The sequence below is a fragment of the Chryseobacterium artocarpi genome (assembly GCF_001684975.1).
Taxonomy (GTDB): Bacteria; Bacteroidota; Bacteroidia; order Flavobacteriales; family Weeksellaceae; genus Chryseobacterium; species Chryseobacterium artocarpi.
Window position 1 is genome coordinate 61,963 of the sequence record NZ_MAYH01000012.1, and the last position, 26,800, is coordinate 88,762.

General features: G+C 34.8%; 27 protein-coding genes and 4 tRNA genes. 26 read left to right on the plus strand and 5 right to left on the minus strand.

Annotated features, from left to right (window positions below):
* Positions 1-26 precede the first annotated feature (26 nt).
* The 3 genes from BBI01_RS04775 to BBI01_RS04785 form a co-directional block, all read right to left on the minus strand.
* On the minus strand, positions 27-707 hold the full coding sequence (locus BBI01_RS04775) for a helix-turn-helix transcriptional regulator (protein WP_065393548.1): 681 nt from the start codon (positions 705-707) through the stop codon (positions 27-29).
* A gap of 137 nt (positions 708-844) precedes the next feature.
* Positions 845-1,744, minus strand: coding sequence for an alpha/beta fold hydrolase (locus tag BBI01_RS04780; protein WP_228393937.1), 900 nt, complete (start codon positions 1,742-1,744; stop codon positions 845-847).
* Positions 1,745-1,824: 80 nt separating this feature from the next.
* Positions 1,825-2,691 carry a hypothetical protein gene (locus tag BBI01_RS04785; RefSeq protein WP_123862087.1) on the minus strand — a complete coding sequence of 289 codons (867 nt, stop codon included), beginning with the start codon at positions 2,689-2,691 and terminating at the stop codon, positions 1,825-1,827.
* 134 nt (positions 2,692-2,825) lie between these two features.
* Between BBI01_RS04785 and BBI01_RS04790 the strand changes: the two genes are divergently transcribed.
* The 22 genes from BBI01_RS04790 to BBI01_RS04900 all read left to right on the plus strand — a co-directional run bounded on the left by BBI01_RS04790 (position 2,826) and on the right by BBI01_RS04900 (position 20,832).
* The gene (locus tag BBI01_RS04790; RefSeq protein WP_065393551.1) at positions 2,826-4,112 is read left to right on the plus strand and encodes an adenylosuccinate synthase; all 1,287 of its coding nucleotides are present in this window, start codon (positions 2,826-2,828) and stop codon (positions 4,110-4,112) included.
* Between the two features lie 695 nt (positions 4,113-4,807).
* Entirely contained in the window at positions 4,808-5,659 is an 852-nt protein-coding gene (locus BBI01_RS04800; protein WP_065393553.1) for a hypothetical protein, read from the plus strand.
* A 163-nt stretch (positions 5,660-5,822) separates the two neighbouring features.
* A complete protein-coding gene (locus tag BBI01_RS04805; RefSeq protein WP_065393554.1) occupies positions 5,823-6,596 on the plus strand; it encodes a ParA family protein in 774 nt (257 codons plus the stop codon).
* A gap of 70 nt (positions 6,597-6,666) precedes the next feature.
* Positions 6,667-7,557: a ParB/RepB/Spo0J family partition protein gene (locus BBI01_RS04810; protein ID WP_065393555.1), complete on the plus strand. Its 891-nt coding sequence runs from the start codon at positions 6,667-6,669 to the stop codon at positions 7,555-7,557.
* On the plus strand, positions 7,558-8,196 hold the full coding sequence (locus tag BBI01_RS04815) for a DUF5683 domain-containing protein (protein ID WP_065393556.1): 639 nt from the start codon (positions 7,558-7,560) through the stop codon (positions 8,194-8,196).
* Positions 8,197-8,254: 58 nt separating this feature from the next.
* Positions 8,255-8,956 carry a 4-hydroxy-tetrahydrodipicolinate reductase gene (dapB, locus tag BBI01_RS04820; RefSeq protein WP_065394123.1) on the plus strand — a complete coding sequence of 234 codons (702 nt, stop codon included), beginning with the start codon at positions 8,255-8,257 and terminating at the stop codon, positions 8,954-8,956.
* Between the two features lie 133 nt (positions 8,957-9,089).
* The gene (lepB, locus tag BBI01_RS04825; protein ID WP_065393557.1) at positions 9,090-10,736 is read left to right on the plus strand and encodes a signal peptidase I; all 1,647 of its coding nucleotides are present in this window, start codon (positions 9,090-9,092) and stop codon (positions 10,734-10,736) included.
* 57 nt (positions 10,737-10,793) lie between these two features.
* Positions 10,794-11,411, plus strand: a complete 618-nt coding sequence (locus BBI01_RS04830) for a WbqC family protein (protein WP_438830668.1) — start codon at positions 10,794-10,796, stop codon at positions 11,409-11,411.
* Between the two features lie 80 nt (positions 11,412-11,491).
* On the plus strand, positions 11,492-13,171 hold the full coding sequence (locus tag BBI01_RS04835; protein WP_065393558.1) for a S8 family serine peptidase: 1,680 nt from the start codon (positions 11,492-11,494) through the stop codon (positions 13,169-13,171).
* 226 nt (positions 13,172-13,397) lie between these two features.
* Positions 13,398-13,889, plus strand: a complete 492-nt coding sequence (locus tag BBI01_RS04840) for a lipocalin family protein (RefSeq protein WP_065393559.1) — start codon at positions 13,398-13,400, stop codon at positions 13,887-13,889.
* A gap of 25 nt (positions 13,890-13,914) precedes the next feature.
* Complete coding sequence (locus tag BBI01_RS04845; RefSeq protein WP_065393560.1) at positions 13,915-14,604, plus strand: YiaD family glycine zipper/OmpA-like lipoprotein; 690 nt, start codon at positions 13,915-13,917, stop codon at positions 14,602-14,604.
* 107 nt (positions 14,605-14,711) lie between these two features.
* Complete coding sequence (locus tag BBI01_RS04850) at positions 14,712-15,599, plus strand: decaprenyl-phosphate phosphoribosyltransferase (RefSeq protein WP_065393561.1); 888 nt, start codon at positions 14,712-14,714, stop codon at positions 15,597-15,599.
* Entirely contained in the window at positions 15,596-16,915 is a 1,320-nt protein-coding gene (locus BBI01_RS04855; protein WP_065393562.1) for an FAD-binding oxidoreductase, read from the plus strand. The genes BBI01_RS04850 and BBI01_RS04855 overlap by 4 nt, the downstream gene beginning before the upstream one ends.
* Positions 16,915-17,640, plus strand: a complete 726-nt coding sequence (locus BBI01_RS04860) for an SDR family NAD(P)-dependent oxidoreductase (RefSeq protein ID WP_065393563.1) — start codon at positions 16,915-16,917, stop codon at positions 17,638-17,640. The genes BBI01_RS04855 and BBI01_RS04860 overlap by 1 nt, the downstream gene beginning before the upstream one ends.
* Before the next feature lie 4 nt (positions 17,641-17,644).
* On the plus strand, positions 17,645-18,232 hold the full coding sequence (locus BBI01_RS04865) for an HAD-IB family hydrolase (protein WP_065393564.1): 588 nt from the start codon (positions 17,645-17,647) through the stop codon (positions 18,230-18,232).
* A 24-nt stretch (positions 18,233-18,256) separates the two neighbouring features.
* Positions 18,257-18,730 (plus strand): hypothetical protein, encoded by a 474-nt coding sequence (locus BBI01_RS04870; RefSeq protein WP_065393565.1) that lies wholly within the window; start codon positions 18,257-18,259, stop codon positions 18,728-18,730.
* Between the two features lie 2 nt (positions 18,731-18,732).
* Positions 18,733-19,908, plus strand: a complete 1,176-nt coding sequence (locus BBI01_RS04875; RefSeq protein ID WP_065393566.1) for a cysteine desulfurase family protein — start codon at positions 18,733-18,735, stop codon at positions 19,906-19,908.
* 83 nt (positions 19,909-19,991) lie between these two features.
* Positions 19,992-20,309, plus strand: a complete 318-nt coding sequence (gene trxA / locus BBI01_RS04880) for a thioredoxin (RefSeq protein WP_027374941.1) — start codon at positions 19,992-19,994, stop codon at positions 20,307-20,309.
* A 129-nt stretch (positions 20,310-20,438) separates the two neighbouring features.
* A tRNA-Asp gene (locus tag BBI01_RS04885) sits at positions 20,439-20,512 on the plus strand.
* Positions 20,513-20,545: 33 nt separating this feature from the next.
* Positions 20,546-20,619 (plus strand) — tRNA-Asp (locus BBI01_RS04890).
* Between the two features lie 33 nt (positions 20,620-20,652).
* Positions 20,653-20,726 (plus strand) — tRNA-Asp (locus BBI01_RS04895).
* A 32-nt stretch (positions 20,727-20,758) separates the two neighbouring features.
* Positions 20,759-20,832 (plus strand) — tRNA-Asp (locus BBI01_RS04900).
* 98 nt (positions 20,833-20,930) lie between these two features.
* On the opposite strand, the gene BBI01_RS04905 is transcribed toward BBI01_RS04900, so the two are convergent.
* The gene (locus BBI01_RS04905; RefSeq protein WP_065393567.1) at positions 20,931-22,898 is read right to left on the minus strand and encodes a hypothetical protein; all 1,968 of its coding nucleotides are present in this window, start codon (positions 22,896-22,898) and stop codon (positions 20,931-20,933) included.
* Between the two features lie 289 nt (positions 22,899-23,187).
* On the opposite strand from BBI01_RS04905, the gene BBI01_RS04915 reads away from it, so the two are divergent.
* From BBI01_RS04915 to BBI01_RS04930, 4 genes are all read left to right on the plus strand, one after another.
* Positions 23,188-23,616, plus strand: a complete 429-nt coding sequence (locus tag BBI01_RS04915) for a hypothetical protein (protein ID WP_123862088.1) — start codon at positions 23,188-23,190, stop codon at positions 23,614-23,616.
* 14 nt (positions 23,617-23,630) lie between these two features.
* The gene (locus BBI01_RS04920) at positions 23,631-23,921 is read left to right on the plus strand and encodes a hypothetical protein (RefSeq protein ID WP_065393569.1); all 291 of its coding nucleotides are present in this window, start codon (positions 23,631-23,633) and stop codon (positions 23,919-23,921) included.
* Positions 23,922-24,364: 443 nt separating this feature from the next.
* Positions 24,365-25,123, plus strand: a complete 759-nt coding sequence (locus tag BBI01_RS04925; protein WP_065394125.1) for a response regulator transcription factor — start codon at positions 24,365-24,367, stop codon at positions 25,121-25,123.
* Positions 25,124-25,234: 111 nt separating this feature from the next.
* Entirely contained in the window at positions 25,235-26,278 is a 1,044-nt protein-coding gene (locus BBI01_RS04930) for a L,D-transpeptidase (protein WP_065393570.1), read from the plus strand.
* Here BBI01_RS04930 and BBI01_RS04935 read toward each other — a convergent pair.
* Entirely contained in the window at positions 26,271-26,798 is a 528-nt protein-coding gene (locus tag BBI01_RS04935) for a hypothetical protein (RefSeq protein WP_065393571.1), read from the minus strand. The two genes, BBI01_RS04930 and BBI01_RS04935, sit on opposite strands and share 8 nt — an antisense overlap.
* Positions 26,799-26,800 lie beyond the last annotated feature (2 nt).

Sequence of the window (26,800 nt, forward strand, 5' to 3'; positions counted from 1 at the left end):
AGCAGCCTGTTTCAGTTTTCAACCCTCTACGTCAAAGAATTAATATATTCTTCCAGTGTAAAATGGCTTTCTTTCCTAAAAGGCAGTCCTATATTTCTTAATTCCTGAATCTGTAAGACTTTAAAATCCCGGTATTCGTTTCTTTCCCAGCACCAGGCTATCAGATGCCATTGATTGGTATAAAAGCTCATACCGATAGGCTCAATTTCCCTTTCGCTGGCTTTATTTAAATTATTGAGATAACTTATTTTCAGAATTTGCTTATCAACAATGGCATTTTGTATAATTGTAAGATAATCTTTACTGTGGTCTGTTTCCGGAGAAATGTAGATGCCGATTTTTTTCTGCAACAGATCAGCTTTCTCCTTTTCAGAATATTGCAAGACAGATTTTATTTTATCTATGGCATTGGAAACATTCTTTTGTATGGTTTTGTCTGTATAACGTTCCGATAGTTTTGAAATCATGATCAGAGCATTCGCTTCATCACTGGTAAGAAGAACGGGTGGTAAAAAGAATCCTTGCAAAACCGTATATCCTTTTTGTGGTTCATAATCAATAGGAACTCCAATTTCTCCCAATGCTTTAATATCCCGGTAAACTGTTCTTATGCTGATTTCGTATTTTTCAGCAATATAATCGGCGGTTACAAACTTTTTAGATTGTAAAGTAGTGAGCACGGAGATAAGCCTGTCGATTCTGTTCATTATTAAACGAGATATGACTCAAAAATATAAAAATATTAGAAATACTATCGCCATTGCGAGCAAATCGAAGCAATCTTAACTAGGGAATTAATAATTTCAAAAGTCCTTTTCAGATAATGTTAAATCTAAAACATTCTTTAATGTTTTAAAATCCAATGATAGATTTCATTCAATACCTCTTCCCGGATTTCTTCATTAAGAATTTCATGACGCATTTCAGGATAAATTTTAGTCTCTACATCCTGAAAACCATCTGCTTTTAAATTATTTATTGTGTAAAGAACACCTTTGCTAAAATCTCCGATCGGATCATTTTGTCCACTTACAAATAAGAACGGAAAAGACTTATCAATAGAAGCTGCCCAATTTCTCGCCGTAGCTCTCTTATAAACCGTAAATAAAGTATAAAAGGCATTATGGGTAAACGGAATTCCGCAAAGCTCATCCTGTTCAAAAGCTGTTCTGTTTTTTTTATTAACGCTTAACCAGCTAGTATCACTAAAGTCTTTATCGTTTTTAAAGTGTTTATTATTCACATTTGTAAAGACAGAGTTCAAAAATGTACGATGACGAGGTGCCAGAAGATTAGCCACCGATAAATAAGCTCTTAAAAAATGAATTCCCGGTAAAGGACCTCCCGTTCCTGTAATAATAGCTCCTGAAAATTTCCGACTTGCTTTTTGGAGGAGACAACGGGTGACAAAAGATCCCATTGAATGTCCCAAAATAAAATGCGGAACATCCTGATATTGTGCTGCAAGATGATCTGCCATCATTTCTGCATCAGAAATCAGCCTGTCATCAGGTTTATCTAGTTGAAAGAACCCGATCTCACTTTTATCTTTTACAGATTTTCCATGTCCTAGGTGATCATATGTTAACACAGCAATTCCATGATTGGCTAAATATTCTGCTATTTCAGCATATCTTCCGCTGTGTTCCTGCATTCCGTGTACAATGAGTAGGGTGGCTTTTACAGTTTCTGGTGAAAACAAAGTATAGAAAAGCTTAGATTCTTTATTAAATTTGGACGTCAAAAATGTTGGCTTTTGAGAAATGGGCATATAGGTCTTTATTTAGAAAGTAATCAAATATAAAAATATTTCTCTATCAAAATTTAAACAATTGATTTCGGTTTGTTTTTACTTTTTTGAAATCCGTTTAATAGAAACCAGGCTATATTTGATATTGTAAATAGAAGAAGTGTCCAAATTAGACTTGAGCCTGTTCTTGTTTCATAAGTTCCTTGTTCTTCTCGAAGAATTATTATATTATTTGGATTGATATCTGTATTATCTAATGCTTTTTTATAGTTGTCTTCTTCTGCAATGGCAATTTTTTTGAGGAATTTTGTTTGAAACTGATGTTTATTGAATTGACTATTAGAAGAATCTATGAAATTGGAAATCTGTTTTTCCTGTTTGTTTTTATCATCTAAAACACGATTGCTGAATTTTTCGCCAATTAATAAACCTATCCATAATTTAGTTGAAGTAGAGGGCTTATCCTTATCTAAAAGAGGCGCGATATAATAACATCCTACCGCGATTTCATTTCCTCTGTCTATAGTTGATTGTGAGACTGAAAATCTATAGTTGGCTTTGTCAATTTTTGTGCTTTCAATCGAGTAATACATGGTTTGAGGCTTCCTGAAAAAGTCAGAAGGCTGATTTAAATAGGTTATTTTTCCACTTTCTCTATTTAAATAGTATGTAAAAGTGATAACAGGGAGAGTAAGAAGAATAAAAACTATAAATAATGTAATAGAATAATGTTTTTCTTCAATAACAAGATTTTTAAGCTTTTTCCTGATGACAAACCAGACTAGTATCGTTGAAATGATTATTGGTAGCCAATATCCAAAGTATGATTCATCAATTTCTAAATATTTATTTTGAAGCCAATACATTATTGAAAACAAAATGAAATATGTACTTGAGATGATGAGGTAGGGGATAATAGTTCTATTTAGTTTTTCTTTCATGGTGGTTTAAAAGTAATTAAAAAAAGATATATAGCCATGATTTTCACTCTCAACCTAAAATAAAATCTATCTATAATTTGCTCACCCAATTTTTTAAAAGTAATTTTGCACGAATCTTAAAACAAAAGTAAAATATGTCAACTTATGTAGTTGTAGGTCTTCAGTATGGAGATGAAGGTAAAGGTAAAATCACGGATGTTTTATCTGCAAAATCAGACTATGTAGTGCGTTTCCAAGGTGGAGACAACGCTGGTCACACGGTATATGTAGGTGAAGAAAAATTCGTTTTACACCTTCTTCCTTCAGGAGTTCTTCAATGCAAAGGGAAATGTATCATTGCGAACGGAGTAGTGGTAAACCCTAAGTCTTTTATTAAAGAAGTGAATCAGATTGAAAGCAAAGGCTTGAAAACAGATCACATTTTTATCAGCAGAAGAGCGCATGTTATCATGCCTTACCACATCCTTTTGGATACTTACCGTGAAGAGGAACACGGAGGAACTCAGATCGGAACAACCAAAAAAGGTATCGGACCTTGTTATGAAGATAAAATTGCAAGAGTTGGAATCAGAATGGTTGACCTTTTAAATCCTGAAATTTTAAGAGATAAAATTGAGAAAAACTTAAAAGTTAAAAACTCTCTTTTTGAAAAATATTACGGAAAACCAGCATTAGACGTTGAAGAAATTTACAACGAATATTTAGAAATCGGAAAACAGCTTCAAGAAAGAATCGTTGATACTGAATTAGAGCTAAACGAAGCGATCAGAGACGGGAAAAACGTTCTATTTGAAGGGGCTCAGGCTTTAATGCTTGATATCGATTTCGGTACTTATCCGTATGTAACTTCATCATCTCCATCTACAGGAGGGGTGTGTTCAGGAGCAGGAGTTCCGCCTACATCACTTCAAAACCTGATCGGTGTTGCAAAAGCATACTGTACAAGAGTAGGAAACGGACCTTTCCCATCTGAATTGGATAACGAATTAGGTGAAAAAATCAGACAGATCGGTGGTGAATTTGGAGCAACTACAGGAAGACCAAGAAGAACTGGTTGGTTAGACCTTGTTTCTTTAAAGCATGCTTGTATGATCAACGGGATCAATAACCTTGTGATTACTAAACTAGATGTTCTTACAGGAATTGAAAACCTTAAAATCGTTACCCATTACAAAACTGAAGACGGAAAGATTATCGATTACTTTACTTCGTCAACAGAAAAGTTATACAACTACGAACCAATCTATCATGATTTACCAGGTTGGGCAGAAGATATTACTAAAGCAAGAAGCTATGATGAACTTCCGGTAAATGCTCAGAAGTACATCGAGTTTATTGAAGAATATTTAGGAATCAATGTTTACTTAGTTTCTGTAGGACCAGAAAGAAGCCAGAACATTATCAGAAAAGAATTATTCTAATACACTTAGAAAATAAGATAAAAAAGAGACTGTCAATTTTGATAGTCTCTTTTTTTTGTCAACCATATCAAGGATTTAAGCCTTGACATGGTTAATAATTTATAAAAACGCTTATATTTAAATATTATATATATTCAAATGGAAAATAATAAAATGCCCCAATCTACAATGAACAATATTGTAATTAGCTTATATTTTACCATTGCATACGCTGTTTTACTAATTGTTTATTTAGGGTTTCCAATAAACCTTCATAGTAACTTCCTGCTGAATTTATTTATTGTTTGCAGCTTGTTATTGAGTGTTGCCGGTATTTATTTTGCTGCTAAAAGTTATAAAGGAGCAAAGATAAGCTCAGTTATTCTCATTATTATCAACGCTCTAGGATTGTTAGTACCTATAGCATTTTTACTGATGATTTTCTCGTAATTCAATTTTCTTATAGAAATAATTTTTGATGGGATTAAGTTTGTTGTCAATTATTATTGCATTTCTGTTTTTCTAAAAAGAGAGTGAGTTTTTATGATATATTTTAAATTCTAAAATGTTAAATTTTAAACATTATCATAAAATTTTCTAATATTATGTTGTTTTGATAAAATTTTGGCAGATGTTTTGATATTGAAACATTGCTTATCGATAAGAACTAATAAAACTAATAATCACTTTTTTTAACAGTTTAAATAGTAATAGTGATGAAACACATGAACCAAAACCAGGAATTTCGCTTCAACGAAGTTCTTTTTGAGCACCGTAATAAAGAATACGGCGCCTATGCATTAAGAAACGAATCAGATAGAATATTAACCAAAGCACTTTTTGTAGGAGTGAGTTTATTGGCAGCAATTTCAATTACTCCATTTGCTATCTCAGCATTTAAAACAGAGCCTGTAGCAAAAGGACCGGAAGGAGTTATTATAGACTTTATGCCAGAGACTCCAGATGTACCGGTTACTCCACCTGTGACTATTGCACCGGTAAAACCTGCAACAGCTCCGAATACGAAAACATTTGACAGTACAGTTCCAACACCATCAAGGGATGCTCAGGATAATGTAAAAAAAGATCCCATTCCTGATGATGCAGTAGCAGGCTTTACAAACAATTTTAAAGGGGATATTGTAGCACCTAATACTCATGTTCCAACAACTGCGCCTATAGGAAACGGACCTGCAATCAATACACCGCCGCCAGTAATCCAGGTGCCGGTAGACAAAAATATAATTGTTGATGAAGGAGATCTAGGGGTAGAAGCCAATTTTAATGGTGGAATAGACTCTTTCAGAAATAAAGTAATGAACAACTTTGATGCTTCTGGATTTGAATCAGAAAACATTGTAAAAACTACGGTTACCTTCATTGTAGAAATGGATGGAACAATCTCAGGGGTAAAAGCTAATGGAACCAACGCCGATTTTAATAATGAAGCGGTAAGAACAGTGAAGTCTATTTCCAACAAAGGAAAATGGATTCCTGCCAAAAACAAAAAAGGAGAATTTGTAAGAAGTTACTTCAAATTTCCAATCTCCATGAAGTTTGATAATTAATATCGAAACTCAAATTTTAATAGTTATCCACAAAGAATTTTTTTTGTGGATAATTTTTTTAATAGTTAAATTACTTATTAACAATATTTTAACTCAATTTTGATTTTACCCATTCATCGGGAGCAAAGAAAAAAGTGTATTTTTGAAACTTAAAGTTCTAATAATGGCAAAAATCATAGGTATTGCTAATCAAAAAGGAGGTGTTGGGAAAACTACCACCGCTGTAAATTTAGCAGCAGCATTAGGAGTATTGGAAAAAAAAATATTAATCATCGATGCTGACCCTCAGGCAAATGCAACGTCTGGGTTGGGAGTGGAAGATGTACAGTATTCTACATATAATCTTTTGGAGCATAGTGCAGATACAAGAGTTTGTATCAAGAGAACAGCAACTCCAAATCTTGATATCATTCCATCACATATAGATTTGGTAGCAGCAGAGATCGAATTGGTAGACAAGGAAGATCGTGAATATATGCTGAAGAAAGCACTGGCTAGTGTAAGAGATGATTATGATTATATCATTATAGATTGTGCACCGAGTTTAGGGCTTATTACAGTAAACGCTCTTACAGCAGCAGACTCTGTGATCATTCCTATCCAATGCGAATATTTTGCTTTAGAAGGACTGGGGAAACTTTTGAATACTGTAAAAAATGTTCAGAAAATCCACAATAAAGATCTTGGAATAGAAGGTCTTCTTCTTACAATGTATGACAGCAGATTAAGGTTGTCAAATCAGGTCGTAGAAGAAGTAAACTTACATTTCCCTGAAATGGTTTTCGAAACAATTATCAGCAGAAACGTAAGATTAAGTGAAGCACCAAGCTTCGGAGAAAGTATCCTGAACTATGATGCCGAAAGTAAAGGAGCAGTTCAGTACATTCAGCTAGCTGAAGAAGTTCTTTTAAAGAACGAAAATTTAATAAAAAATTAAATTAATCAATAAATGGCAAAAGAGTGAATGCTAGCCATCACTTATCAGACATCATTTATCAATTATATCTATGAAGGACAAAAAAAGAGCTATGGGACGCGGTTTGGGCGCCATTTTAAGTGCAGAATCCAAAGCAACTATCAATTCAGCTACTGATGAAGGAGCAGATAAGTTTGTGGGAAATATTGTAGAAGTTGCGCTTGAAGATATTTATCCAAACCCGACGCAGCCGAGAACTTATTTTGATGAAAAAGCATTAAACGAACTTGCTCAGTCTATTAAAAACCTAGGTGTAATCCAGCCGATTACCTTAAGGAAAGATGGCGAGAAGTTTGAGATTATATCCGGGGAAAGACGTTACAGAGCAAGTAAAATTGCAGGTTTACCAGCTATTCCGGCATATATCCGTTTGGTGAATGATCAGGAACTTCTTGAGATGGCTCTTGTTGAAAACATTCAGAGAGAAGACCTTGATGCTATCGAAATCGCTTTGACATATCACAGGCTTTTAGAAGAAATCGGGCTTACTCAGGAAAATCTTAGCCAGAGAGTAGGGAAAGACAGAAGTACGATTACCAACTCAATTAGATTATTAAGGCTAAATCCAGATATTCAGAATGCAATCAGAAGCGGTGAGATCTCTGCAGGACATGGTAGAGCAATTATCAGTATAGAAAGTGAAGAACATCAGCAGGTTTTATTTGAATTGATTATCAAGGAAAAACTAAATGTTCGTCAGGCTGAACAAGCTGCCGCTGCATTGAAAAATCCAAAGTCCCCGGCTGCCAAAAAAGTAAACGCCGAGCTATCTAACAATTATAAAAGAGCACAGAAGACGATTGCTGACATCCTGGATGTGAAAGTAGAAATCAAAACTTCTGGAAACGGTAAAAAAGGTAAAATTGTTCTGGACTTCAAAAATGAAGAAGAGCTGGAATATATTTTATCCCATATTAAATAAATGAAGAAAATATTTTTCACATTTTTCTTGTGTATCACGGCATTGGTCTATTCACAAGTTGCACCTATTGATACAGTTCGGGTAGAAACAACTCCGAAAGAGGAATATCCTGCTGTAAAACCAGGAAAAACAGAATCAAAGATCATTTCCGACTTGGAAAAAGCCAATGGTCCTACCAAGAAAACCATAAAACTAAACCCTACAAGAGCTGGGCTGTATTCAGCAGTATTTCCTGGATTAGGACAGTTTTATAATAAAAAATACTGGAAGATTCCCATTGTTTGGGGAGCTGTAGGTGTTGGGGTAGGTATTGCCGTATGGAATGATAACCAATACAAAAAGTACCGTGAATACTATATTGCCAAGCTGAACGGAACACCTAATGAATTCGTAGACAGCCATCCGTGGTTAGATAAAAAAGCTTTGGGGAATGCACAGGACAGATCAAAAAGACAAAGAGATTATGCCATTGCCATTACAGGATTGATCTACATCTTGAATATTGTAGATGCTGTAGTAGATGCACACCTTTATGAAAGCCGTCATGACCCTGATCTTACCTTTAAACCATCGATGATTCAGGATCAGTATGGATATGACGCTCCGAAAACAGGATTTAGTTTAAGTTATAGATTTTAATACAGAATAATACACAAGTCCGAAAGGTCTTATGTCACATAAAAATAAAAAAGATTACATGAAAATAGCATTAGTTGGTTACGGTAAAATGGGTAAGATCATTGATGAGATTGCACAGAAGAGAGGACATGAAGTTGTGGCACGCTTAAAGGAAACCCCAACTGCTGAGAATCTTAATAATCCTGATGTTGTAATCGAATTTTCATTGCCGGAAGTGGCATATGATAACATCAAGGCTTGTCTTGAAAACAAAATCCCCGTAATCTGTGGTACTACAGGTTGGTTGGAGAAAAAAGAAGAAATAGAAAAATTAGCTGTAGAAAATGGTACAGCATTCTTGTATGGTTCAAACTTTAGCTTAGGAGTGAATTTATTTTTTGCATTAAACGAAAAGCTAGCCGACCTTATGAAAAACGTAGATGAATACTCTTGCCAATTGGAAGAAATTCACCACATTCATAAAAAAGATGCTCCAAGCGGAACCGCAATTTCCATAGCAGAAGGTATCATTAATAACAATCCTAAATTCGATGCATGGAAATTAGAAGAAACTGAAGGGAAAGAACTTGGTATTTTCGCAGTTCGTGAAGATGAAGTTCCGGGAACCCACAGTGTTTTCTACAAAAGTGAAGTAGATGAGATTGAGATCAAACATACCGCTTTCAACCGAAATGGATTTGCTTTAGGAGCAGTAGTAGCTGCTGAGTGGATCAAAGATAAAAAAGGAAACTTCGGAATGAAAGATGTTTTGGGGCTTTAATTTGTAACAAATTCTGTAAATTGCAGACCAATAACAGAAAATGATGAATAGTAAATTGTAGATAGCAGAACGCTGGAATCATTTATTACTCATCATTTATCATTTATATATTTAGAATAGGCACAAAAAATTTATGAATTATATTTTAACTTATACAGTGTATGTTCTCATCTTATCCGTATTGATGGGAATTTCAACTTGGAAGTTGTTCAAGAAAATGGGGTATAATCCTCTATTTGCATTTATACCGTTCTACAACTATTTTATTATTTTAAAAGAAACAAAACACCCGAAATGGTGGGCAATCCTTTCGTATTTTCCGATTGTAGGACCTATCATGATGTCTGTTTTCCATCTTTATTTAATGAAAAAGTTTGGAAAGAACCTTTTCAAAGATCAAATTCTTACAGTAATTCTGCCATTCATTTATATGGCAACAGTCAACTATTCTAAAGATGTAGAAATTGAAGACGAAAATGCAAATGATTTGTTTCTTACAGATGAAGAGAAAGATGCAAAAAAGAAAGATACTTTCCTCGGTTCCATTACCTTTGCAGTAGTTTTTGCAACTATTATCCATGTTTTTGTAACACAGCCATTCGGGATTCCTACGGGGTCTATGGAAAGAACATTATTGGTAGGAGATTTCCTTTTCGTAAACAAATGGAGCTATGGATACAGACTTCCAATGCGTCCGGTAGCAATACCTTTCCTTCAGGGAACCATTATGGATACAGGACAGAAAGGAAATCCAAAAGATGACCCAAAGTCTTATGTAGATGGAGTAAAGTTACCTTACACGAGAATTTTACAATTCAATAAACCACAAAAAAATGACGTCGTTGTTTTCAACTATCCTCAGGATTCAGTTCATACAGCAATCGACAGAAAAGATCCTTACGTAAAAAGATGTGTTGCCACAGCTGGTGATACTTTCGAAATGAGAGCCGGAAGACTTTTTGTGAACGGAAAGCCGGAGACAGTTTTAGGAGATCAGGAAGTACAACACAGATATATTGTAACAACAGGAAGCCAGTTGGATATCCCTTCATTGTATAATACTTATGGATTTTTACCAGTGCAGGAAATTCAGACTGATAAAGGATATTTGTATGCCTTCCAGGGATTAACTGATAAAACTGCCGCTGAAATTAAAGGTCTTTCTCAGGTTATCGAAATGAAAGAAGACGTTTCTCCAAAAGGAGAAGCAGCTATTGCTTACAAAGATGATCTAAGAACTAAAATTGATACAACCCAATCTATTTTCCCTGTTAATAAACCTTGGAACGGTGACTGGTACGGTCCGGTAAGAATTCCGAAAAAAGGAGATGTAGTTGCGATCAATAATGAATCTCTTCCAATGTATCAGTGGATTATTTCAGAATATGAGCACAATAGCTTAGAGAAAAAGAATGGAAAAATCTTTATCAATGGAAAAGAAGCTAACCAGTATACTATTCAACAGGATTATTATATGATGGTGGGGGATAACAGAGATGCTTCATTAGATGCTAGATTCTTTGGCTTCGTTCCTGAAGAAAATATCGTTGGAAAACCAATGTTTACATGGATGAGTCTTCAGGGAGCCTTTGCAGACAGCAGCTCTACTTATCAGGCTCCATTCAAAATCCGTTGGGATAGAATGTTTAAAGCAACAAACACAGGAGAAGCCAATAAAACTTCATACTGGTGGATTGCAGCGATGATTTTAATATTATTCTTCGGTTGGGAATATTTTGTGAAATTATTCAAAAAGAAAAAGTCTGAAGACGAATTATAAATAAAATTAAATTTAAAATAGAATGAAGTATTTGAAAAAATACTTCATTTTTGCATTATGAATATGAAGAATGTTTTATTGCCGGTATTTTATATGCCACCGGTTTCATGGTTTTCAGTGTTTTTAGATGCTGAAAATGACGTTGTATTTGAACAGTTTGAAAACTTTCCGAAACAAACCTATAGAAACAGAGCCAATATCTTTGGGGCAAACGGAAAATTATCTCTTATTATTCCAATTAATCACAATGGGAAAAGAGAAATGAAGGATATTGAAATTTCTTATAGAGAAGATTGGAGAGGTCTTCATTGGAAATCAATCAAAACAGCTTACCAGAGCTCGCCTTACTTTGAATACTATGAAGATAAGTTCAAAAAGATTTTTGATTTAAAAGAAAAGTATCTTTTAGATTTTAACCTTAAAGGTATCGAAGTCATCCAACAAATACTGAAAACAGAAAAGGCACACTCTTTGAATGAAGAATATATCAAAAATCCGGAAGGGATTGATTTCAGAGAAAAGTTCTCGGCAAAACATCCTTCAGAATTTGAAATGGAAAGTTATTATCAGACTTTCTCGGATAAATTAGGATTTTTGGAAGACTTATCGGTTTTAGACCTAATCTGTAACAAAGGTCCGGAATCACTTGTTTACATAAAAAATATAAAACATTAATATAAGATCGTCACTGGTAAAACTTCATAATGAATAAGACAGATGACGATTGCATATGACTTTAAAACAAATTTCAACATATGAAAAAGGTATTATTAGCTGCAGTTTTTTTAGCAGGTTTCGGTTTCTCATTTGCACAGGAATCAAAAGCTAAAAGTATTGATCCAAAAGAAGATAAAGATCTTATGATGTGGTATCACAAAGATTTTGCGACTTCAAAAGTATACGGTGTAAATACAGAAAATGCATATAAATATCTGGAATCAAAAGGTTTAAAGCCGAAAACGGTAATCGTAGGAGTTTTAGATAGTGGAGTACAGGTAGATCACCCGGGATTGGTGAAAAATATGTGGTCAAACCCTAACGAAATACCAGGAAACGGGAAAGATGATGACGGAAACGGATATATTGATGATATCCACGGTTGGAACTTCATTGGAGGAAAAAATGGAGATATCGACATCGATAATATGGAAGTGACAAGAGTGGTTGCTAAATATAAATCTGTTTTTGAAGGAGATGATTCTACAAAAAATAAAGCAAATCAGGCAAAAATGCCGGAAGAGTTTGCGATGTATATGAAAGCGAAAGATCTTTTCACAAAGAAAAGTATTGATGCACAACAAAACTTCAGAACATATTCTATGGTCAATGAACTGATCCCGAATATGGTTAAAATGTTAGCAGGGAAATCTGTAACCGCTGAAAATATCGCAGCCATTAAAAAGCCTACTGATCAAAGAGATGCAATTGCTCTGGAAATCTTAGGAAATGTTTCTCAAGACGCTAATTTTAAAGGAAAATCTGCTGCAGAATTTGAAACCTTAATGAAGAAAGATATGAAGGATGCTTTAGATCATTATGCACCTTCAGCAAAACAATACGATCTTTCATATGATCCGAGAAAAGAAATTGTAGGTGATAACTATGATGATTATTCGGAGAAAAATTATGGAAACAACCACTATGAAGGACCGGATGCAGAACATGGAACACACGTTTCAGGAATCATTGCAGGACTTCCTCAAGGAAAAGAAATACAACATGGTGTAGCTTCCAGAGTAGCAAAAATCATGACCGTAAGAGCTGTTCCTAATGGTGATGAGAGAGATAAAGATGTAGCAAACGCTATCAGATATGCTGTAGATAACGGAGCGAAGATTCTTAACATGAGTTTTGGTAAGCCCGTTTCTCCAGGTAAAAATGTAGTTTGGGATGCTTTTAAATACGCTGAGGATAAAGGTGTTCTTTTAGTGAAAGCTGCAGGTAATGAAAATGAAGATGTTGCAGAACATTTAGCATATCCTACCAACTTTAAAAATGTTACAGATGAAAAACCATTTGTAAATAACGTGATCGTAGTAGGAGCAAGTACCAATCAGAATAATGCTTTAAGAGCAGATTTCTCGAACTTCAATAAGAAAATGGTAGATGTTTTTGCACCTGGATCAAGAATTTATTCTACTGTTACAGGAAGCAAATATGAATATCTGGACGGAACATCCATGGCGTCTCCGGTTGTATCAGGAGCAGCAGCAATTCTTTTAGCTTATATGCCAAACCTGAAACCGGATCAGATTATAGAATCATTGAAAAAATCAAGCAACCTGAGTACAGCGAATGGCTTTAGTGATTTCTCTGCAGCTGGAGGGGTAATAGACGTTAAAAAAGCTGCGGAATACGCATACAATAACTTTTATAACGGTACAAAAGCGCCAGCGGCTAAGAAAACAATCAAAGCTAAAGCTGTTAAAAAATAATTATTCATAAATGTTTATAATTTACATTTTATTAATGGAGAGTTTTTGAACATTAATAGTTAAAAATGAAGTAACAAAGTAGAGTTATCTTCTTAAAAACTGTTAAGCTATTCATTTTTAAACACGTAATAAAAAAGTCCGAAATTTTTCGGATTTTTTTATTTTTTAAATTCAATTTTGGCACGGTTTTTTGTAACTTTATTGTAACAAAATAATAAACAACAAAATGAAAAAGTTACTACTTGCAGGGATGTTGGGAACATCACTTTTTGCAGTGTCTTGTTCCTCTGTGAATAAAGCAGCTACATCTCAAAATCAAAGAGCTGAATTTCTTAAATTAAAAGGAGATTGGCAGATCGTGAGCGTAGATTACGATAAAGGGTATAAAATTAAACCTTTTGACGAAGGTGCAGATGCACAGTGTTTCGTAGGAAGCCACTGGAGACTGATCCCTAATAACTGGACTGGTGCTTATACGCTGAATGGTGGTGGAAGCTGCCCGGCGATTACACAGCCTATCAAGTTTGAAATCAAGAATGGTGATACATTTATGTTTAAGAAAATTTATGAAGGTACTAAAGCTAAACAAAATACTGCAGGGTATACTTTAACAGTAGTTAACCAAACTACAGATCAGTTTTCACTTCAGCAGGACGTTCCATTCGAAGGAGGTAGTGTAAAAGTTGTTTACAACTTCGAGAGAACCGGAATGAAATAATTAAATAACATAAAAGATAAAAAAAATGAAATTTACTAAAACATACGTAGGAGCCCTTTTCTTGTCATCAGCATTATTATTGACAAGCTGTGAAGCGGTTCAGAATTCAAATCACCAACAAAGAGGTACTGCTGTAGGTGCTGCATCAGGAGCCGTATTAGGAGGAATCTTAGGTAACAATGTAGGTAAAGGTGGAAATGGAGCAATTGGTGCTGTTCTAGGAGGTATTATCGGTGGTGTTGCAGGTAACGTTATCGGTAACAAAATGGATAAGCAGGCTAGAGATATCAAAGAAACTTTACCAGGAGCTCAGGTAGAAAGAGTAGGAGATGGTATTAAGGTTACAATGAACGAAAGTATTGTAAACTTCGCTTTCGATTCTTCAAACCTTACTTCTGTTGCTCAAAATAACTTAGATAAATTAGCTAAAGTATTAGTTGATAATCCAGATACTAATATCAATATCTATGGTCACACAGACAGTGTAGGTAAAGATGCATACAATATGGGGCTTTCTCAAAGAAGAGCTGATGCTGTAAAAGCTTATTTAGTAGGAAAAGGATTGGCAGGAAGCAGAATGTTCACTAAAGGTGAAGGTAAAAACATGCCAGTTGCAAGCAATGATACAGATGAAGGAAGAGCTAAAAACAGAAGAGTAGAGTTTGCAATTACTGCCAATGAAAAAATGATTAACGATGCTAAGCAAGGGCAATAGTTAATTTAACATATAAATATTTTCGTAAGAGACCGCTTCGGCGGTTTTTTTTGTATTTTTATGCTGGCAATTTTGAATTTATTATTTTTGTATTTGAAATAACATAAATGAAGAAATATTTAAAGCTGCTCCGTGTGGAGCAATGGGTGAAAAACCTTTTTGTATTTGTCCCTCTCTTTTTCTCCGGAAATATTACGAATCTGGAGCTGCTTACCAAAAGTGTATTTGCTTTTATCATCTTTTCACTGGCTGCAAGTATAGTTTATATTCTAAATGATTATAACGATATTGAAGCAGACAAAAAGCATCCCGAAAAAAGAAGACGACCGCTGGCAAGTGGTGCTATTTCAAAATCCAAAGCCATAGGAATTCTTATTGGGCTTGTCATTGCTGATATTGCTCTTGTAGGTATTGCTCAGCTTTATTTCCATCAGCTGCTATGGAAATTTGCAACCATCATTGCATTTTATGTTGTGATGAACCTTGCTTATACTTTCAGATTGAAGCATGTTCCGATCATTGATATTTTTATTATTGCCATTGGATTTGTTTTGCGTGTTTTAGCAGGTGGTTATATCACGGGAATCGGGATTTCACAATGGGCAATCCTGTTGACGTTTGTATTGGCATTGGTACTTGCAATTGGAAAAAGAAGAGGAGAACTTATTAACGCTCAGGTTTCAGGAAAGACAAGAAAGGCGCTGGACGGTTATAATGTTCAGTTTGCGGATATCGCGCTTTCTATTTCCATAACATTAGCTATCGTGTGTTATCTGATGTTTACCCTATCTCCTGAAGTGCAAGCAAGATTTCATCAAAGAGTTTTCTATACCGTAGTTTTCGTAGTCTTCGCTCTTTTAAGATATTTACAGCAAACTTTAGTTTATAACAGAACGGAATCTCCCACAAAAATTGTTTACAGAGACCGCTATATTCAGGTTACTCTATTACTTTGGGTTGCCGCATTTTTAATTCAAATTTACTTTAAGAAATGAAGCCAAATTTCACACAGAAGGTTACAAACTGGGGGAATTTCCCGGTAGTGGAAAAAGAAATGAGATCTGAAGACAGCTTCAAAAAAATAAAGGAGTTTGTACTGAATCACAATGAGGTTATTGCAAGAGGAAACGGAAGATGCTATGGAGATGCCTCATTGGGAGAAACCATATTTTCTACCAAAAAATTAAATAAATTCATCAGTTTTGATCGCCTGAACGGAATCATCGAATGTGAATCCGGAGTATTGCTTTCAGACGTTCTTGAAATATCAGTTCCTCAGGGATACTTTCTTTATGTAACTCCGGGAACAAAATTTGTTTCAGTAGGAGGAGCTATTGCATCCGATGTACACGGTAAAAATCACCATGCAGAAGGTTGCTTTTCAGAATATGTAATTGAGTTTAAATTAATGACTGAAAACGGTGAGATTATTAACTGTTCAAGAGAAGAAAATTCAGAAAAGTTCTGGGCTACTATTGGTGGGATGGGACTTACTGGAATTATTCTTACTGCAAAATTTAAGCTGAAAAATATAGAATCTGCATACATCCGTCAGGAAAGCATAAAAGCAGATAATCTTGATGAAATTTTTAAACTTTTTGATGAAAGTGAAAGCTGGACGTATACTGTAGCATGGATTGATTGTCTTCAAAAAGGGAAAAATATTGGAAGAAGTATTCTGATGAGAGGAGAACACGCTTTTCAACATGAGCTGCCTCAAAATTTATCTAAAACTCCTTTAAGATTAAAGAAAAAATTACAGCCAACAGTGCCTTTCTATTTTCCGGGATTTGTATTGAATGCATTGACTGTGAAAATATTCAACTGGCTGTATTATAAAAAGCAATCCAAAAAGGAAGTGAAAAACTTCATAGATTATGAGACCTTCTTCTATCCTTTGGATGCCATCAATGAATGGAATAAAATCTATGGAAAATCAGGTTTTATACAATATCAGATGGTGATTCCTAAAGAAGCAGGAAAAGAAGGAATGAAGAGAATCCTTGAAACGATTGCAAAAAGTGGAAACGGTTCTTTCTTAGCTGTTTTAAAACTTTTCGGGAAAAATAATCCAGAGGCTTACAACTCTTTCCCTGTAGAAGGATATACATTGGCACTTGATTTTAAAGTGAATTCAAAGCTTAAAAAACTTGTAGATGAGCTTGATGGTATTGTACAGGAATTCGGAGGAAGAATTTATCTGACGAAAGACAGCATGAGCCGATCTTCACTCACCAATTACCTGAAAAATATTCGTAGTCCTAAATTTGTGTCTTTACAGCACAAAAGAATTTTAAATAACAACTCATAATGATAGTTCTGGGAAGTACATCTGAAGTAGCACAGGCATTTGTGGAAAAAGCACTTCAGGAAGGAGAAAAATTTGAAAAAATCTATCTTTTTACCTCAAATAAAGAAACAACAGAAAGGTTTGCAAGACATATTGATGTAAAGTTTTTACAGCAGTCTGAAGTCATTGAACTGGATCTGATGAAAGAGATTGATTACAACAAATTTGATTATATCAATTCAAATGTATTATTTTGTGCCGTAGGATATTTAGGTGAAGGAACGGAAGAAGGGCTTTATGATAATAAGAATACAGAGCGTATTATTAATATCAATTATTCAAAGTTGGTTCCGGTAATGAATTATTTTGCCCATAAATTTGAAAGCAGAAGATCAGGAACGATCATTGGACTTTCATCGGTAGCAGGAGACAGAGGTAGACAGAGTAACTTTATTTACGGTAGTGCCAAAGCTGCTTTTACAGCGTATTTAAGTGGGCTTAGAAATTATCTTTTCAGTAAAAAAGTACATGTTCTGACAGTGAAACCAGGGTTCATGGCTACCAAAATGACGGAAGGCTTACCTTTAAATCCTAAATTGACAGCTACTCCAAAACAAGCGGCAGCTTGTATTTATAAAGCATTTAAAAAGCAGAAGAACGTAGCGTACGTTTTGCCGATCTGGAGTATTATTATGATGATTATCAGAAATATTCCTGAATTTATATTTAAAAAATTAAAGCTTTAAAAAAATGAAAAAATTGTATTGTTTTGATTTTGACGGAACCCTGACGTATAAAGATACTATGTTTATGTATCTTAAATTCTACGATTCTACGAAATATCGGGTACAATTTTTAAAGCATGTGCCACTTTTTATTCTTCTGAAACTAAAGCTGGCAGAAGCGGAAAAAGTAAAGAAAAGCTTTATAGGTTCTATATTAAAAGGACAGACTCAAGAAAAAATAGAGACAAAATCCAGACAATTCTTTGAACTTCATTACCCAAGAATTGTAAGAGAAAATGCATTGGACTTTATTCAAAATATCGATAGGAATAATACACAGAGCTTATTAGTGACCGCTTCACTGGATATCTGGGTAAAACCATTTGCCAAAGAACTGAACATGCAGCTTGTTTCTACGCGTGCAGAGTTTAAAAACGGGGTTTTTACAGGAAACTTTATTGGGAAAAACTGTAACGGAAAGGAGAAATTAGTACGAATAAAAGAAGAAATCAACGATTCTAAATACGATAAAATTATTGCTTTTGGTGATACTTCCGGAGATAAGCCAATGTTGAGATGGGCAAATGAGGGACATTATCAATTTTTTCACTAATTTTGGGTGATAAAATTGTAGAAAATGAAAAGCCTGCTATTTGCCTGTGCAGCAATCTTAATGAGCTGTGCAAGTACATCATCATCTCAAAAATCATCGGATATGCAGAAAAATGCAGAACTTCTTGTGTCTCAAAATCAGGGAGGAGCTAATGAAAATGGTTTTAGAATCATTAAAGATGAAAAAGAATATCTTGCCGCTGCCAATAGTGGTTTTCAGCTTGTAGAAGAAGGAAAAAGTCCGGCAGATAATTACCCGAAATTTCCAAAAGACAAGAAAGTCATTTTGTACAATCTGGGAAGCTTCAGATCAGGAAGTCATGCAATCAATGAAATTAAAAATGTATTTGTAAAGGATAATGTCCTTTTTGTAGAAGTTCCGAATAAGGAATCAATTTCCGGCGGAATGGAAATTCAGGTACTTTCAAGTCCTTGGTTTATCTTTGCTGTTCCTGCAAACTACCAGTTTACCTCCGTACAATTAAAATATTCAAAATAATAATGGATAAAATATATTTAGATAATGCCGCAACCACTCCGCTTGCAGATGAAGTAATAGATGCAATGGTTGGAACGATGAAGATGAACTTCGGAAACCCGTCTTCAACTCACAGCTTTGGACAGGAAGCCAAAATCCTTATTGAAAATGTAAGAAGACAGGTTGCAGACTATCTTCATGTAACTCCTGCTGAAATCATTTTCACTTCCTGTGGTACAGAATCAAACAACATGATCATCAAATCCTCAGTAGAACATCTTGGGGTGGAAAGGATCATCAGTTCTCCTTTGGAACATAAATGCGTTTCCGAGAGTATTTTGGATATGAAAAGCAGAAAAGGAGTAGAAGTAAACTACATCCGTCCAAATGAAAAAGGAGATATTGATCTTAATAAATTAGAAGAATTATTAAAATCTTCAGATAAAAAGACCTTAGTAAGTTTAATGCACGCTAATAACGAGATCGGAAATATTATTGATCTTAAAAAAGTGGCAGAACTTTGCAAAGAGCACAACGCACTTTTCCACTCAGATACAGTGCAGACAATGGCACATATGAACCTTGATTTATCAGATATTCCGGTGGATTTCGCTTCATGCAGCGCTCATAAATTTCACGGACCGAAAGGTTCTGGTTTTGCCTTCATCAGAAAAGCAACTGGTTTAAAAGGAATTATTACGGGAGGTCCTCAAGAAAGAAGTCTGAGAGCCGGAACAGAGAATGTTAGTGGTATTGTAGGACTTGGAAAAGCATTAGAACTTTCTTTGAATCATATGGATGAATATACCAACCATATGCAGGAAATTAAAAATTATGCTATTGAAAGGCTTTCTGCGGAAATTGAAGGAATAAAATTCAATGGAAGAAGTGCAGAGAAGGAAAATAGTCTTTATACAGTTTTAAGTGCTTTATTGCCTTATAAAAACCCATTAATCGGACTTCAGCTGGATATGAAAGGAATTGCGATTTCTCAGGGAAGCGCATGTTCTTCCGGAGCATCCAAGCCTTCTATGGTAATGATGATGGTTCTTTCTGAGGACGAAATGGATCATTGTACGCCATTACGTATCTCTTTTAGTCATATGACCACTAAGGCAGATATTGATGCGTTGGTAGATGCGTTAAAAGAGATCTCTAAGGATTTTGCTATAGAAAAAACTAATGTTGAGCATAGATAGTCTTATGATGTAAAAATTGTAATTTTGAACACTCAATAGTTAAAACGAGAAAATAATATTAATTAAAATAAAAGAAACAAAAAATGGCTTTAGAAATTACAGACAGCTCATTCCAGGATACGGTTTTAAAATCAGATAAACCGGTATTAGTTGACTTCTGGGCAGTATGGTGTGGACCTTGCAGAACGTTAGGACCAATCATCGAAGAAGTAGCATCAGACTTTGAAGGGAAAGCAGTAGTAGGAAAAGTAGATGTAGACAACAACCAGGAGATTTCAATGCAGTATGGTATCAGAAATATTCCTACAGTTCTTATTTTTAAGAACGGAGAAGTAGTAGATAAATTAGTAGGTGTAGCTCCAAAAGAGGTAATCGCTGAAAAATTAAGCGCTCACTTATAAAAAAATAAGTTTGATAATGAATGCCTTCCACGATTGGGAGGCATTTTTTTTGAAAATAATTTGCAGGTAATAAAAAAAGGTGTAATTTTGCAACCACGAAAAAGAAACGACGTTCTTTCACAAAAAAATGATCCGGTAGTTCAGCTGGTTAGAATGCCGCCCTGTCACGGCGGAGGTCGCGGGTTCGAGTCCCGTCCGGATCGCATAAAGTTTTTTCAATTACTTTTTAAAAAATTGATCCGGTAGTTCAGCTGGTTAGAATGCCGCCCTGTCACGGCGGAGGTCGCGGGTTCGAGTCCCGTCCGGATCGCAGAAGTTTTCTCAATTTCTTTTTAAAAAAATTGATCCGGTAGTTCAGCTGGTTAGAATGCCGCCCTGTCACGGCGGAGGTCGCGGGTTCGAGTCCCGTCCGGATCGCAGAAGTTTTCTCAATTTCTTTTAAAAAAATTGATCCGGTAGTTCAGCTGGTTAGAATGCCGCCCTGTCACGGCGGAGGTCGCGGGTTCGAGTCCCGTCCGGATCGCAAAATAAAATCCTTTAATTCTTTTGAATTAAAGGATTTTTTATATCTATTGATTTTGATCAGAAGTAAATTTAAAAGAACTTCCGAATTGATTTAATTTAGAGTACCAGATCTTCATGATCAATAAATACTTGTACATCTTCATTAAAACGGTTAAAAAGAAACAGGTCGTCTGACACTAAAACATTGAATTTACCAGAAGTAGCGGTTGGAGTGACGAGAATTTCATCGTGGTTCGCTGAATCTTTAGAAACTTCCACAATTCTGAATGTTTTATTTTTAAAATAATAGAATTTTATAAAAGAAGCAGTATTGGTACCAATCACGGAAATATCAATTTTTTTACATTTCTGATTGGCAGACCATTTAGATGGATTGCTATTAACAATAGTAAGATAATTTGCATTATCTTTTAAAATGACTTCTTTTTGCTTATAAATGATATTCTCATTTACAACAGATTTTACACAATTTCTCTTATTTAAAATTTTACCGGAAATACCGTTTCTTGTTTCATCCATCAGACTGTAATCGTCTTCAATGAATACTGAATTTAGGAGCTCGAATGTTCCGTCTATTTGTACATTTTTTAAATTGACACAGCTAATGGAAACAGGAAGAAATTTAACCTGAAGAGCGGTTTTTGCATGTTGGTTATGTAATTGCTTTATATTATCCAATTCGATAAAACCAGTTTTAGTATTGTTGAGGATAATACCATTGGAAGTTCCTGCCAGCATTGTATTTCTTATAATGAAGTTATTAAGCCACATCTGATCACCCATGTAAAAACTGGCTCCAATATATTTTCCTGTTTCAGAATCTTCAAATGTACTGAGCTGCTCTATTCTTAAGTTTTCAATAACCCAGTTTGTAAAATTAGCTTCTTCATTGGACGGAAGGGCATAGAAGCCATATAAACCTTTAGCCCAGCTCTGGCTTCCTGTAAATGTCATATTAGATCCTGACTGGGAACCTACAAATACGGTGCAGAAACCAAAGTCATACCCCCAGTGGGTATAGTTGTTGAAATTGATGAAATCAAAAGATGTTTTGTACAGAATTCCAACTTGTGATGATGTCATTAAATTATTAATGGTTGCCAGCTCTCCCAGTCCGTCTATTAATAAAGCACAATTTAAATCTTGATGTTTGCTTTCAATATTTGCATTAAAATCAATTAATGTATCTGCGGATTCAAAATCTGCCGAATTCTGAATTTTAACATTTTCTATAAGAGGTTTGTGTGTAGCGCCCAGAACTATTCCTGCAGTTGCTTTTAAATCTTTTGTTTGGCTGCCAATACCTACAACCAAGTTGGAAACTACATTGTAATTTGTTCTTTGGCTAGTATCACCTCCTTTATTACCAATGAGTAAACCATAGTCACCGTTTTTCTGAGGTCTGAAGTCAATAATTGTTTTATGAATTCCCTGACCGATTAAGCTATTGACTTTAATATTACATTCATTAGAATAATATTTTCCTTCATTCAGTGTTACAGTTTGAAATACTTTATTAAGGGCATCTACAGAAGTTTTTAAATCTACTGAATTATAATCATCGGCAATAGAACCGTACCAATCTGCCCATACCGTACCACTTGCGGATGCCCAGTTATTTGTTAAAGTTATATTTTCAAAAATCTGATAGCATCCGGCATCGATCCATGATGTGGGTGAGTAGATGCTTGGACCGTTACCATTTAAAGTTGCATTTTTAATGATTCCTCCAGTGAAACGTAATGAAATTTCTCCAATATCAAATGTTTTGTTATTCAAATCAAAAGTATAGCCTTCCGGTATTAGTAGTATTGTATGTTCTGAGGTTTTGCAGAAGTTTATGGCTTTTTCAAATGCACTTGAATCAGCAACCGGATCATTTCCTTTGGCTCCAAACCATCTGATGTCTATATAATTTTCTATGTATCTTCTGTAATATGGATAAGGATCTTGAGGTGTGCCGCTAAAATATATAATATTGTCAATATAAGCAGGTACAGTTGCTAACGGAAGCAAGCTTATTAATTCTCTTGTGTTTGGATCTTCAATTTGTTTTGTTGCCATTTTTCATTTTTTGGTATTAATAGTAATTTCCCTTAGAAAATTTTCTAAAGCAAAAATAGAGGCTGGATACGACAAAACTTGACGTGTTATTTTAAAAAAAAGATCAGTATTTCAGCTGGTTAGAATGCCGCCCTGTCACGGCGGAGGTCGCGGGTTCGAGTCCCGCCCGGATCGCATAAAGTCTTCTAGAAATGGAAGACTTTTTTTGTTTTTATATTCTAAGATAAACTTAAATTACCTCTTGTATATTCGCCGGTTATTACTACTTTAGTAATGAAAAGCAAAATATATGATGTCAAAAAAGAAATTCATTCTATTATCAATACTTAAAACATGGTTTATCTCAACGGTTGTTTCAATCGCTCTTCTTATTCTTTATATGTATGTAACTAAAGGGACGGAAGTGAGAGAACGCCCGAGAAATTGTGATATGAGCGGACTTGCTTTTGGGCTTGCTATCTTTTGGATATTATTTCTGAGCATTTTATCATTCAGTAGTTTATTTTCGCTTTTAAAATCATTTCAAAGTACAATAAAGAAATCTATATGCTGGTTCTTACTTCCGGTTTTTTCTTTGATCTATTATTTCTTTTTGTTTGCAGGAGTAGAGGTTAATAGTAGTGTTATTTTACTTCTTTGTATGACAAATCTGCCTTGGTTTGTTCTTTGGATATATTATTACTATAGATTCAATACTCTTTATTCTCCATCATTATAATACTATAGGGATTTATGAAGAAACAATTTAAAAACTGGACCTTATTTTTCATTCTGGGGCTTGTTACTATTGTTCTTGGGGTAGCTGCATCCATTGTCATGATGACGAGTGTTTCTGCACCAGATACTTTGTATGGAATGTTTATCTTGTTATGGATGATTCCCGTTGCTTTGGTGGTTATTATCGACAGGATTCTGGTAAGGAAATTTGGAAATAAAAGAGTTAATAAAATTCAGTTTTCCATATTGTTATTGATTGTACTATTATGGATATTGAGAGCAGCTCTTAATTTAATTTACTCATAAAGGCAAAAAAAATTACTGTCGTAGGACAGTAATAGTAATGATCTGTGACATGGTGTAGATCAGTTTGCGTTAAGCAGAGATTTATACTTAAAGGCTGATCTTGAAAGCTGTTTATACTTCGGTCAGTATTATTTAATATTTTGTCTGAATTTAGGTATCATTGTCAGAGTTTATTTTACGATAAAAACTTTAATTTGACGAATCAACTTTTATGAGACCGAATTTTTTTGACAGCTTCTTTATATCATGGTTATGATTATATTATCAAGTTGCTTTCTACACCTTTCAGTTCCATCATAGAAGGTTTTCCGAAAAAGGTACAATCATGCAATTCGTTTGCAAATGTATATTACGACATTTTGAAAATTGCTACACTTTTGTGTAGATTTGTGGTATTGAATCAAAAACTATCCTTTCGGGTAGTAGGGGGAGATCTAAGGAAAATGGAACAGATAAAAAGATTTTTTAACGATAAAAATGACGTCAGTAAGGATGCTGATATTGATTACAGCCAGGCTGGAGATTATCTGGAAGCTGTAAAAGCTCTTGCCAGAACTACTTATCAGAGTCTCTATGTCATCAACTATCAAACCAAGTCGTTTGAATATGTCTCTGAAAATCCTTTATTCCTTTGTGGGAAAACTTCTGAAGAGGTAAAAGAGCTTGGCTATGCGTTCTATTTTCAAAATGTAAAACCTGAAGATGTAGAAATGCTGGTTAAGATCAATGAAGCAGGGTTTGAGTTTTATGATAAAATTCCGATTGAAGACAGAAAGCTTTATTCCATTTCTTATGATTTTTATTTGATCAACAGTAAGAAAAACTTAGTGCTTGTAAATCATAAACTTGCACCGATGTTTCTTACGGAAGAAGGGCAGGTGTGGAAAGCATTATGTGCTGTGTCTTTATCTAATAACAGTTCTTCGGGAAATGTAGTCCTTAGTAAGGAAGGTTCTGATGAAATCTGGCGATATGATTTGATTGAGAATAAATGGGAGAAAAGTGAAAAAATAAAACTTACTTCGAGAGAATTTGAAATCTTGAGTTTATATGCAAGCGGATTAACGATTAATGAAATTGCAGGTAAACTTTTTATTACGGCAGACACCGTAAAGTTTCATCGTAAAAAGCTTTTTGAAAAGATTGGAGTAAACAACATCGCAGAAGCATTATCATACGCTAAAACGAATAAATTACTTTAAAAATATTCATTGTTACCGTTTTTTTACGGTATTTTTCAGAATGTCTTTTATGATTCAATTTTAGGTCTGATATTTGTACTGGGTAGCCAAACTAAATGACCTGTTTTATTTATGAAGAACATATCTGTGAAAAAATCATTTCTGTATGCCTGTTTATGTGCATTGTTCCTTGTTTCCTGTAAAAAGGAGATAGAAAAAATAAGCGATACTTTTAAGGATACTGTCTCTGCTTCTGAAACTCCGGAAGCTGAAAAAGATTCTGTAAAGAAAGATTCCGTACCTGTTGTCAAAAAAGAATCTGCTCCGCCAATGATGCAGGAAAATGGTTTTTATAATGCTTTTGTCCTTCCAAAGGATAAAAAAATGAGAGACTCTATGTATGCTGAATTCAGCAAAAAATACGATGAGAAAGAACGTACTGCAATTCTTGCTTTAAACCGACTGGATTCTAAAAGTAAATGGAATGCCGATACATTGGTAGTTCCTACAAAAATAGATACGACATTGATGGCTTATTCACCATTTCCGATGCAATTGGATGTGTTGAGCGGTGTTAAAAAATTTGTGATCTTTTCATATCCTATTCAGGCTTTCGGTGTATATTCTAATGGAAGTCTTGTAAAATGGGGACCCACAAGTATGGGTAAAAAAACGGCACAGACTACAAGAGGTCTTACGTTTGCCAACTGGAAAAAGAAATTATCTATCTCTACGGTAAGTAGTGAATGGAAGTTACCTTATAATTTTAATATTCATAATATAGGCGGAATCGGCTGGCATGAATATACGCTTCCGGGATACCCTGCTTCTCATTCATGTCTTCGATTATTAAGAAAAGATGCACAATGGCTTTATTCTTACGCCGATACATGGATATTAAACCCTGGAGGTGCTACGACCAAAGCAAGAGGTACAGCTGTAATGGTATTTGGAGATTATAACTGGGGGGGAAGACGCCCGTGGAAAAAACTTTTGGATGATCCTAATGCCAATAATATTTCAGTGGAAGAGCTTACCAAACTACTGGAACCGGATGTTCAGAAAATGTTGAAAGAGCAGGCAAACAGAGAAAAAGTGGCTGATTCTATCAAGACTGCAAGAGCTATGGCTACACCTATTCAGAATGAGAGAACTTCAGATACATTATCTAAATAATTTTCTTTTCAAATTGTAAAGTAGATTCTTCTGCAAATTGTCTTAATTTAAGCATCTCTTCCTTTCCTTTATGTTGCCCGAATCTCGCAGCAAGATAAGTAAGAAGAATAAAAAATAACATGACAAAAGAAGCGCTGAGTGCCCAAGGGTATTCGGTGCTTTTTATTTGTTTTTCTACATAATACATCGTGAAGAATGTCATCCAAAGAATAGAAAAGGAGAAATACAGGAACATAAAAAACGTCCAGACAGCAGAGCTGGGACCGAAGACTCCGCGTATTACCGTATCATCATCTTCTGTTTCTACTCTTAAAGCAAGACACGGCTTCCAATAATTGTCATATTTTGTTTCTACCCAGATCGTAGCGACTTCTTTATTGACATTACCGGAAAATTCGTTCTTATGCTCAGTGAGGTATTTTTTCAGGTTTTCAGCATACTCTTCTTTGGTAAGATGAGTAAACATTTTAAATCTGGGTCTTGTTCTTATCCTGTCTAAGGTAGTTTCTTCAGTTGTCATAG

Bases quoted from the DNA above. Each gene is read 5' to 3' on its own strand.
- BBI01_RS04850 (WP_065393561.1), top strand. From the start codon at position 14,712: ATGAAGAAATATTTAAAGCTGCTCCGTGTGGAGCAATGGGTGAAAAAC.
- BBI01_RS04790 (WP_065393551.1), top strand. From the start codon at position 2,826: ATGTCAACTTATGTAGTTGTAGGTCTTCAGTATGGAGATGAAGGTAAA.
- BBI01_RS04935 (WP_065393571.1), bottom strand. From the start codon at position 26,798: ATGACAACTGAAGAAACTACCTTAGACAGGATAAGAACAAGACCCAGA.
- BBI01_RS04875 (WP_065393566.1), top strand. From the start codon at position 18,733: ATGGATAAAATATATTTAGATAATGCCGCAACCACTCCGCTTGCAGAT.
- BBI01_RS04830 (WP_438830668.1), top strand. From the start codon at position 10,794: ATGAATATGAAGAATGTTTTATTGCCGGTATTTTATATGCCACCGGTT.
- BBI01_RS04855 (WP_065393562.1), top strand. From the start codon at position 15,596: ATGAAGCCAAATTTCACACAGAAGGTTACAAACTGGGGGAATTTCCCG.
- trxA (WP_027374941.1), top strand. From the start codon at position 19,992: ATGGCTTTAGAAATTACAGACAGCTCATTCCAGGATACGGTTTTAAAA.
- BBI01_RS04915 (WP_123862088.1), top strand. From the start codon at position 23,188: ATGATGTCAAAAAAGAAATTCATTCTATTATCAATACTTAAAACATGG.
- BBI01_RS04930 (WP_065393570.1), top strand. From the start codon at position 25,235: ATGAAGAACATATCTGTGAAAAAATCATTTCTGTATGCCTGTTTATGT.
- dapB (WP_065394123.1), top strand. From the start codon at position 8,255: ATGAAAATAGCATTAGTTGGTTACGGTAAAATGGGTAAGATCATTGAT.
- BBI01_RS04785 (WP_123862087.1), bottom strand. From the start codon at position 2,691: ATGAAAGAAAAACTAAATAGAACTATTATCCCCTACCTCATCATCTCA.
- BBI01_RS04775 (WP_065393548.1), bottom strand. From the start codon at position 707: ATGAACAGAATCGACAGGCTTATCTCCGTGCTCACTACTTTACAATCT.
- BBI01_RS04860 (WP_065393563.1), top strand. From the start codon at position 16,915: ATGATAGTTCTGGGAAGTACATCTGAAGTAGCACAGGCATTTGTGGAA.
- BBI01_RS04815 (WP_065393556.1), top strand. From the start codon at position 7,558: ATGAAGAAAATATTTTTCACATTTTTCTTGTGTATCACGGCATTGGTC.
- BBI01_RS04840 (WP_065393559.1), top strand. From the start codon at position 13,398: ATGAAAAAGTTACTACTTGCAGGGATGTTGGGAACATCACTTTTTGCA.
- BBI01_RS04920 (WP_065393569.1), top strand. From the start codon at position 23,631: ATGAAGAAACAATTTAAAAACTGGACCTTATTTTTCATTCTGGGGCTT.
- BBI01_RS04865 (WP_065393564.1), top strand. From the start codon at position 17,645: ATGAAAAAATTGTATTGTTTTGATTTTGACGGAACCCTGACGTATAAA.
- BBI01_RS04835 (WP_065393558.1), top strand. From the start codon at position 11,492: ATGAAAAAGGTATTATTAGCTGCAGTTTTTTTAGCAGGTTTCGGTTTC.
- lepB (WP_065393557.1), top strand. From the start codon at position 9,090: ATGAATTATATTTTAACTTATACAGTGTATGTTCTCATCTTATCCGTA.
- BBI01_RS04810 (WP_065393555.1), top strand. From the start codon at position 6,667: ATGAAGGACAAAAAAAGAGCTATGGGACGCGGTTTGGGCGCCATTTTA.
- BBI01_RS04800 (WP_065393553.1), top strand. From the start codon at position 4,808: ATGAAACACATGAACCAAAACCAGGAATTTCGCTTCAACGAAGTTCTT.
- BBI01_RS04905 (WP_065393567.1), bottom strand. From the start codon at position 22,898: ATGGCAACAAAACAAATTGAAGATCCAAACACAAGAGAATTAATAAGC.
- BBI01_RS04805 (WP_065393554.1), top strand. From the start codon at position 5,823: ATGGCAAAAATCATAGGTATTGCTAATCAAAAAGGAGGTGTTGGGAAA.
- BBI01_RS04870 (WP_065393565.1), top strand. From the start codon at position 18,257: ATGAAAAGCCTGCTATTTGCCTGTGCAGCAATCTTAATGAGCTGTGCA.
- BBI01_RS04845 (WP_065393560.1), top strand. From the start codon at position 13,915: ATGAAATTTACTAAAACATACGTAGGAGCCCTTTTCTTGTCATCAGCA.
- BBI01_RS04925 (WP_065394125.1), top strand. From the start codon at position 24,365: ATGGAACAGATAAAAAGATTTTTTAACGATAAAAATGACGTCAGTAAG.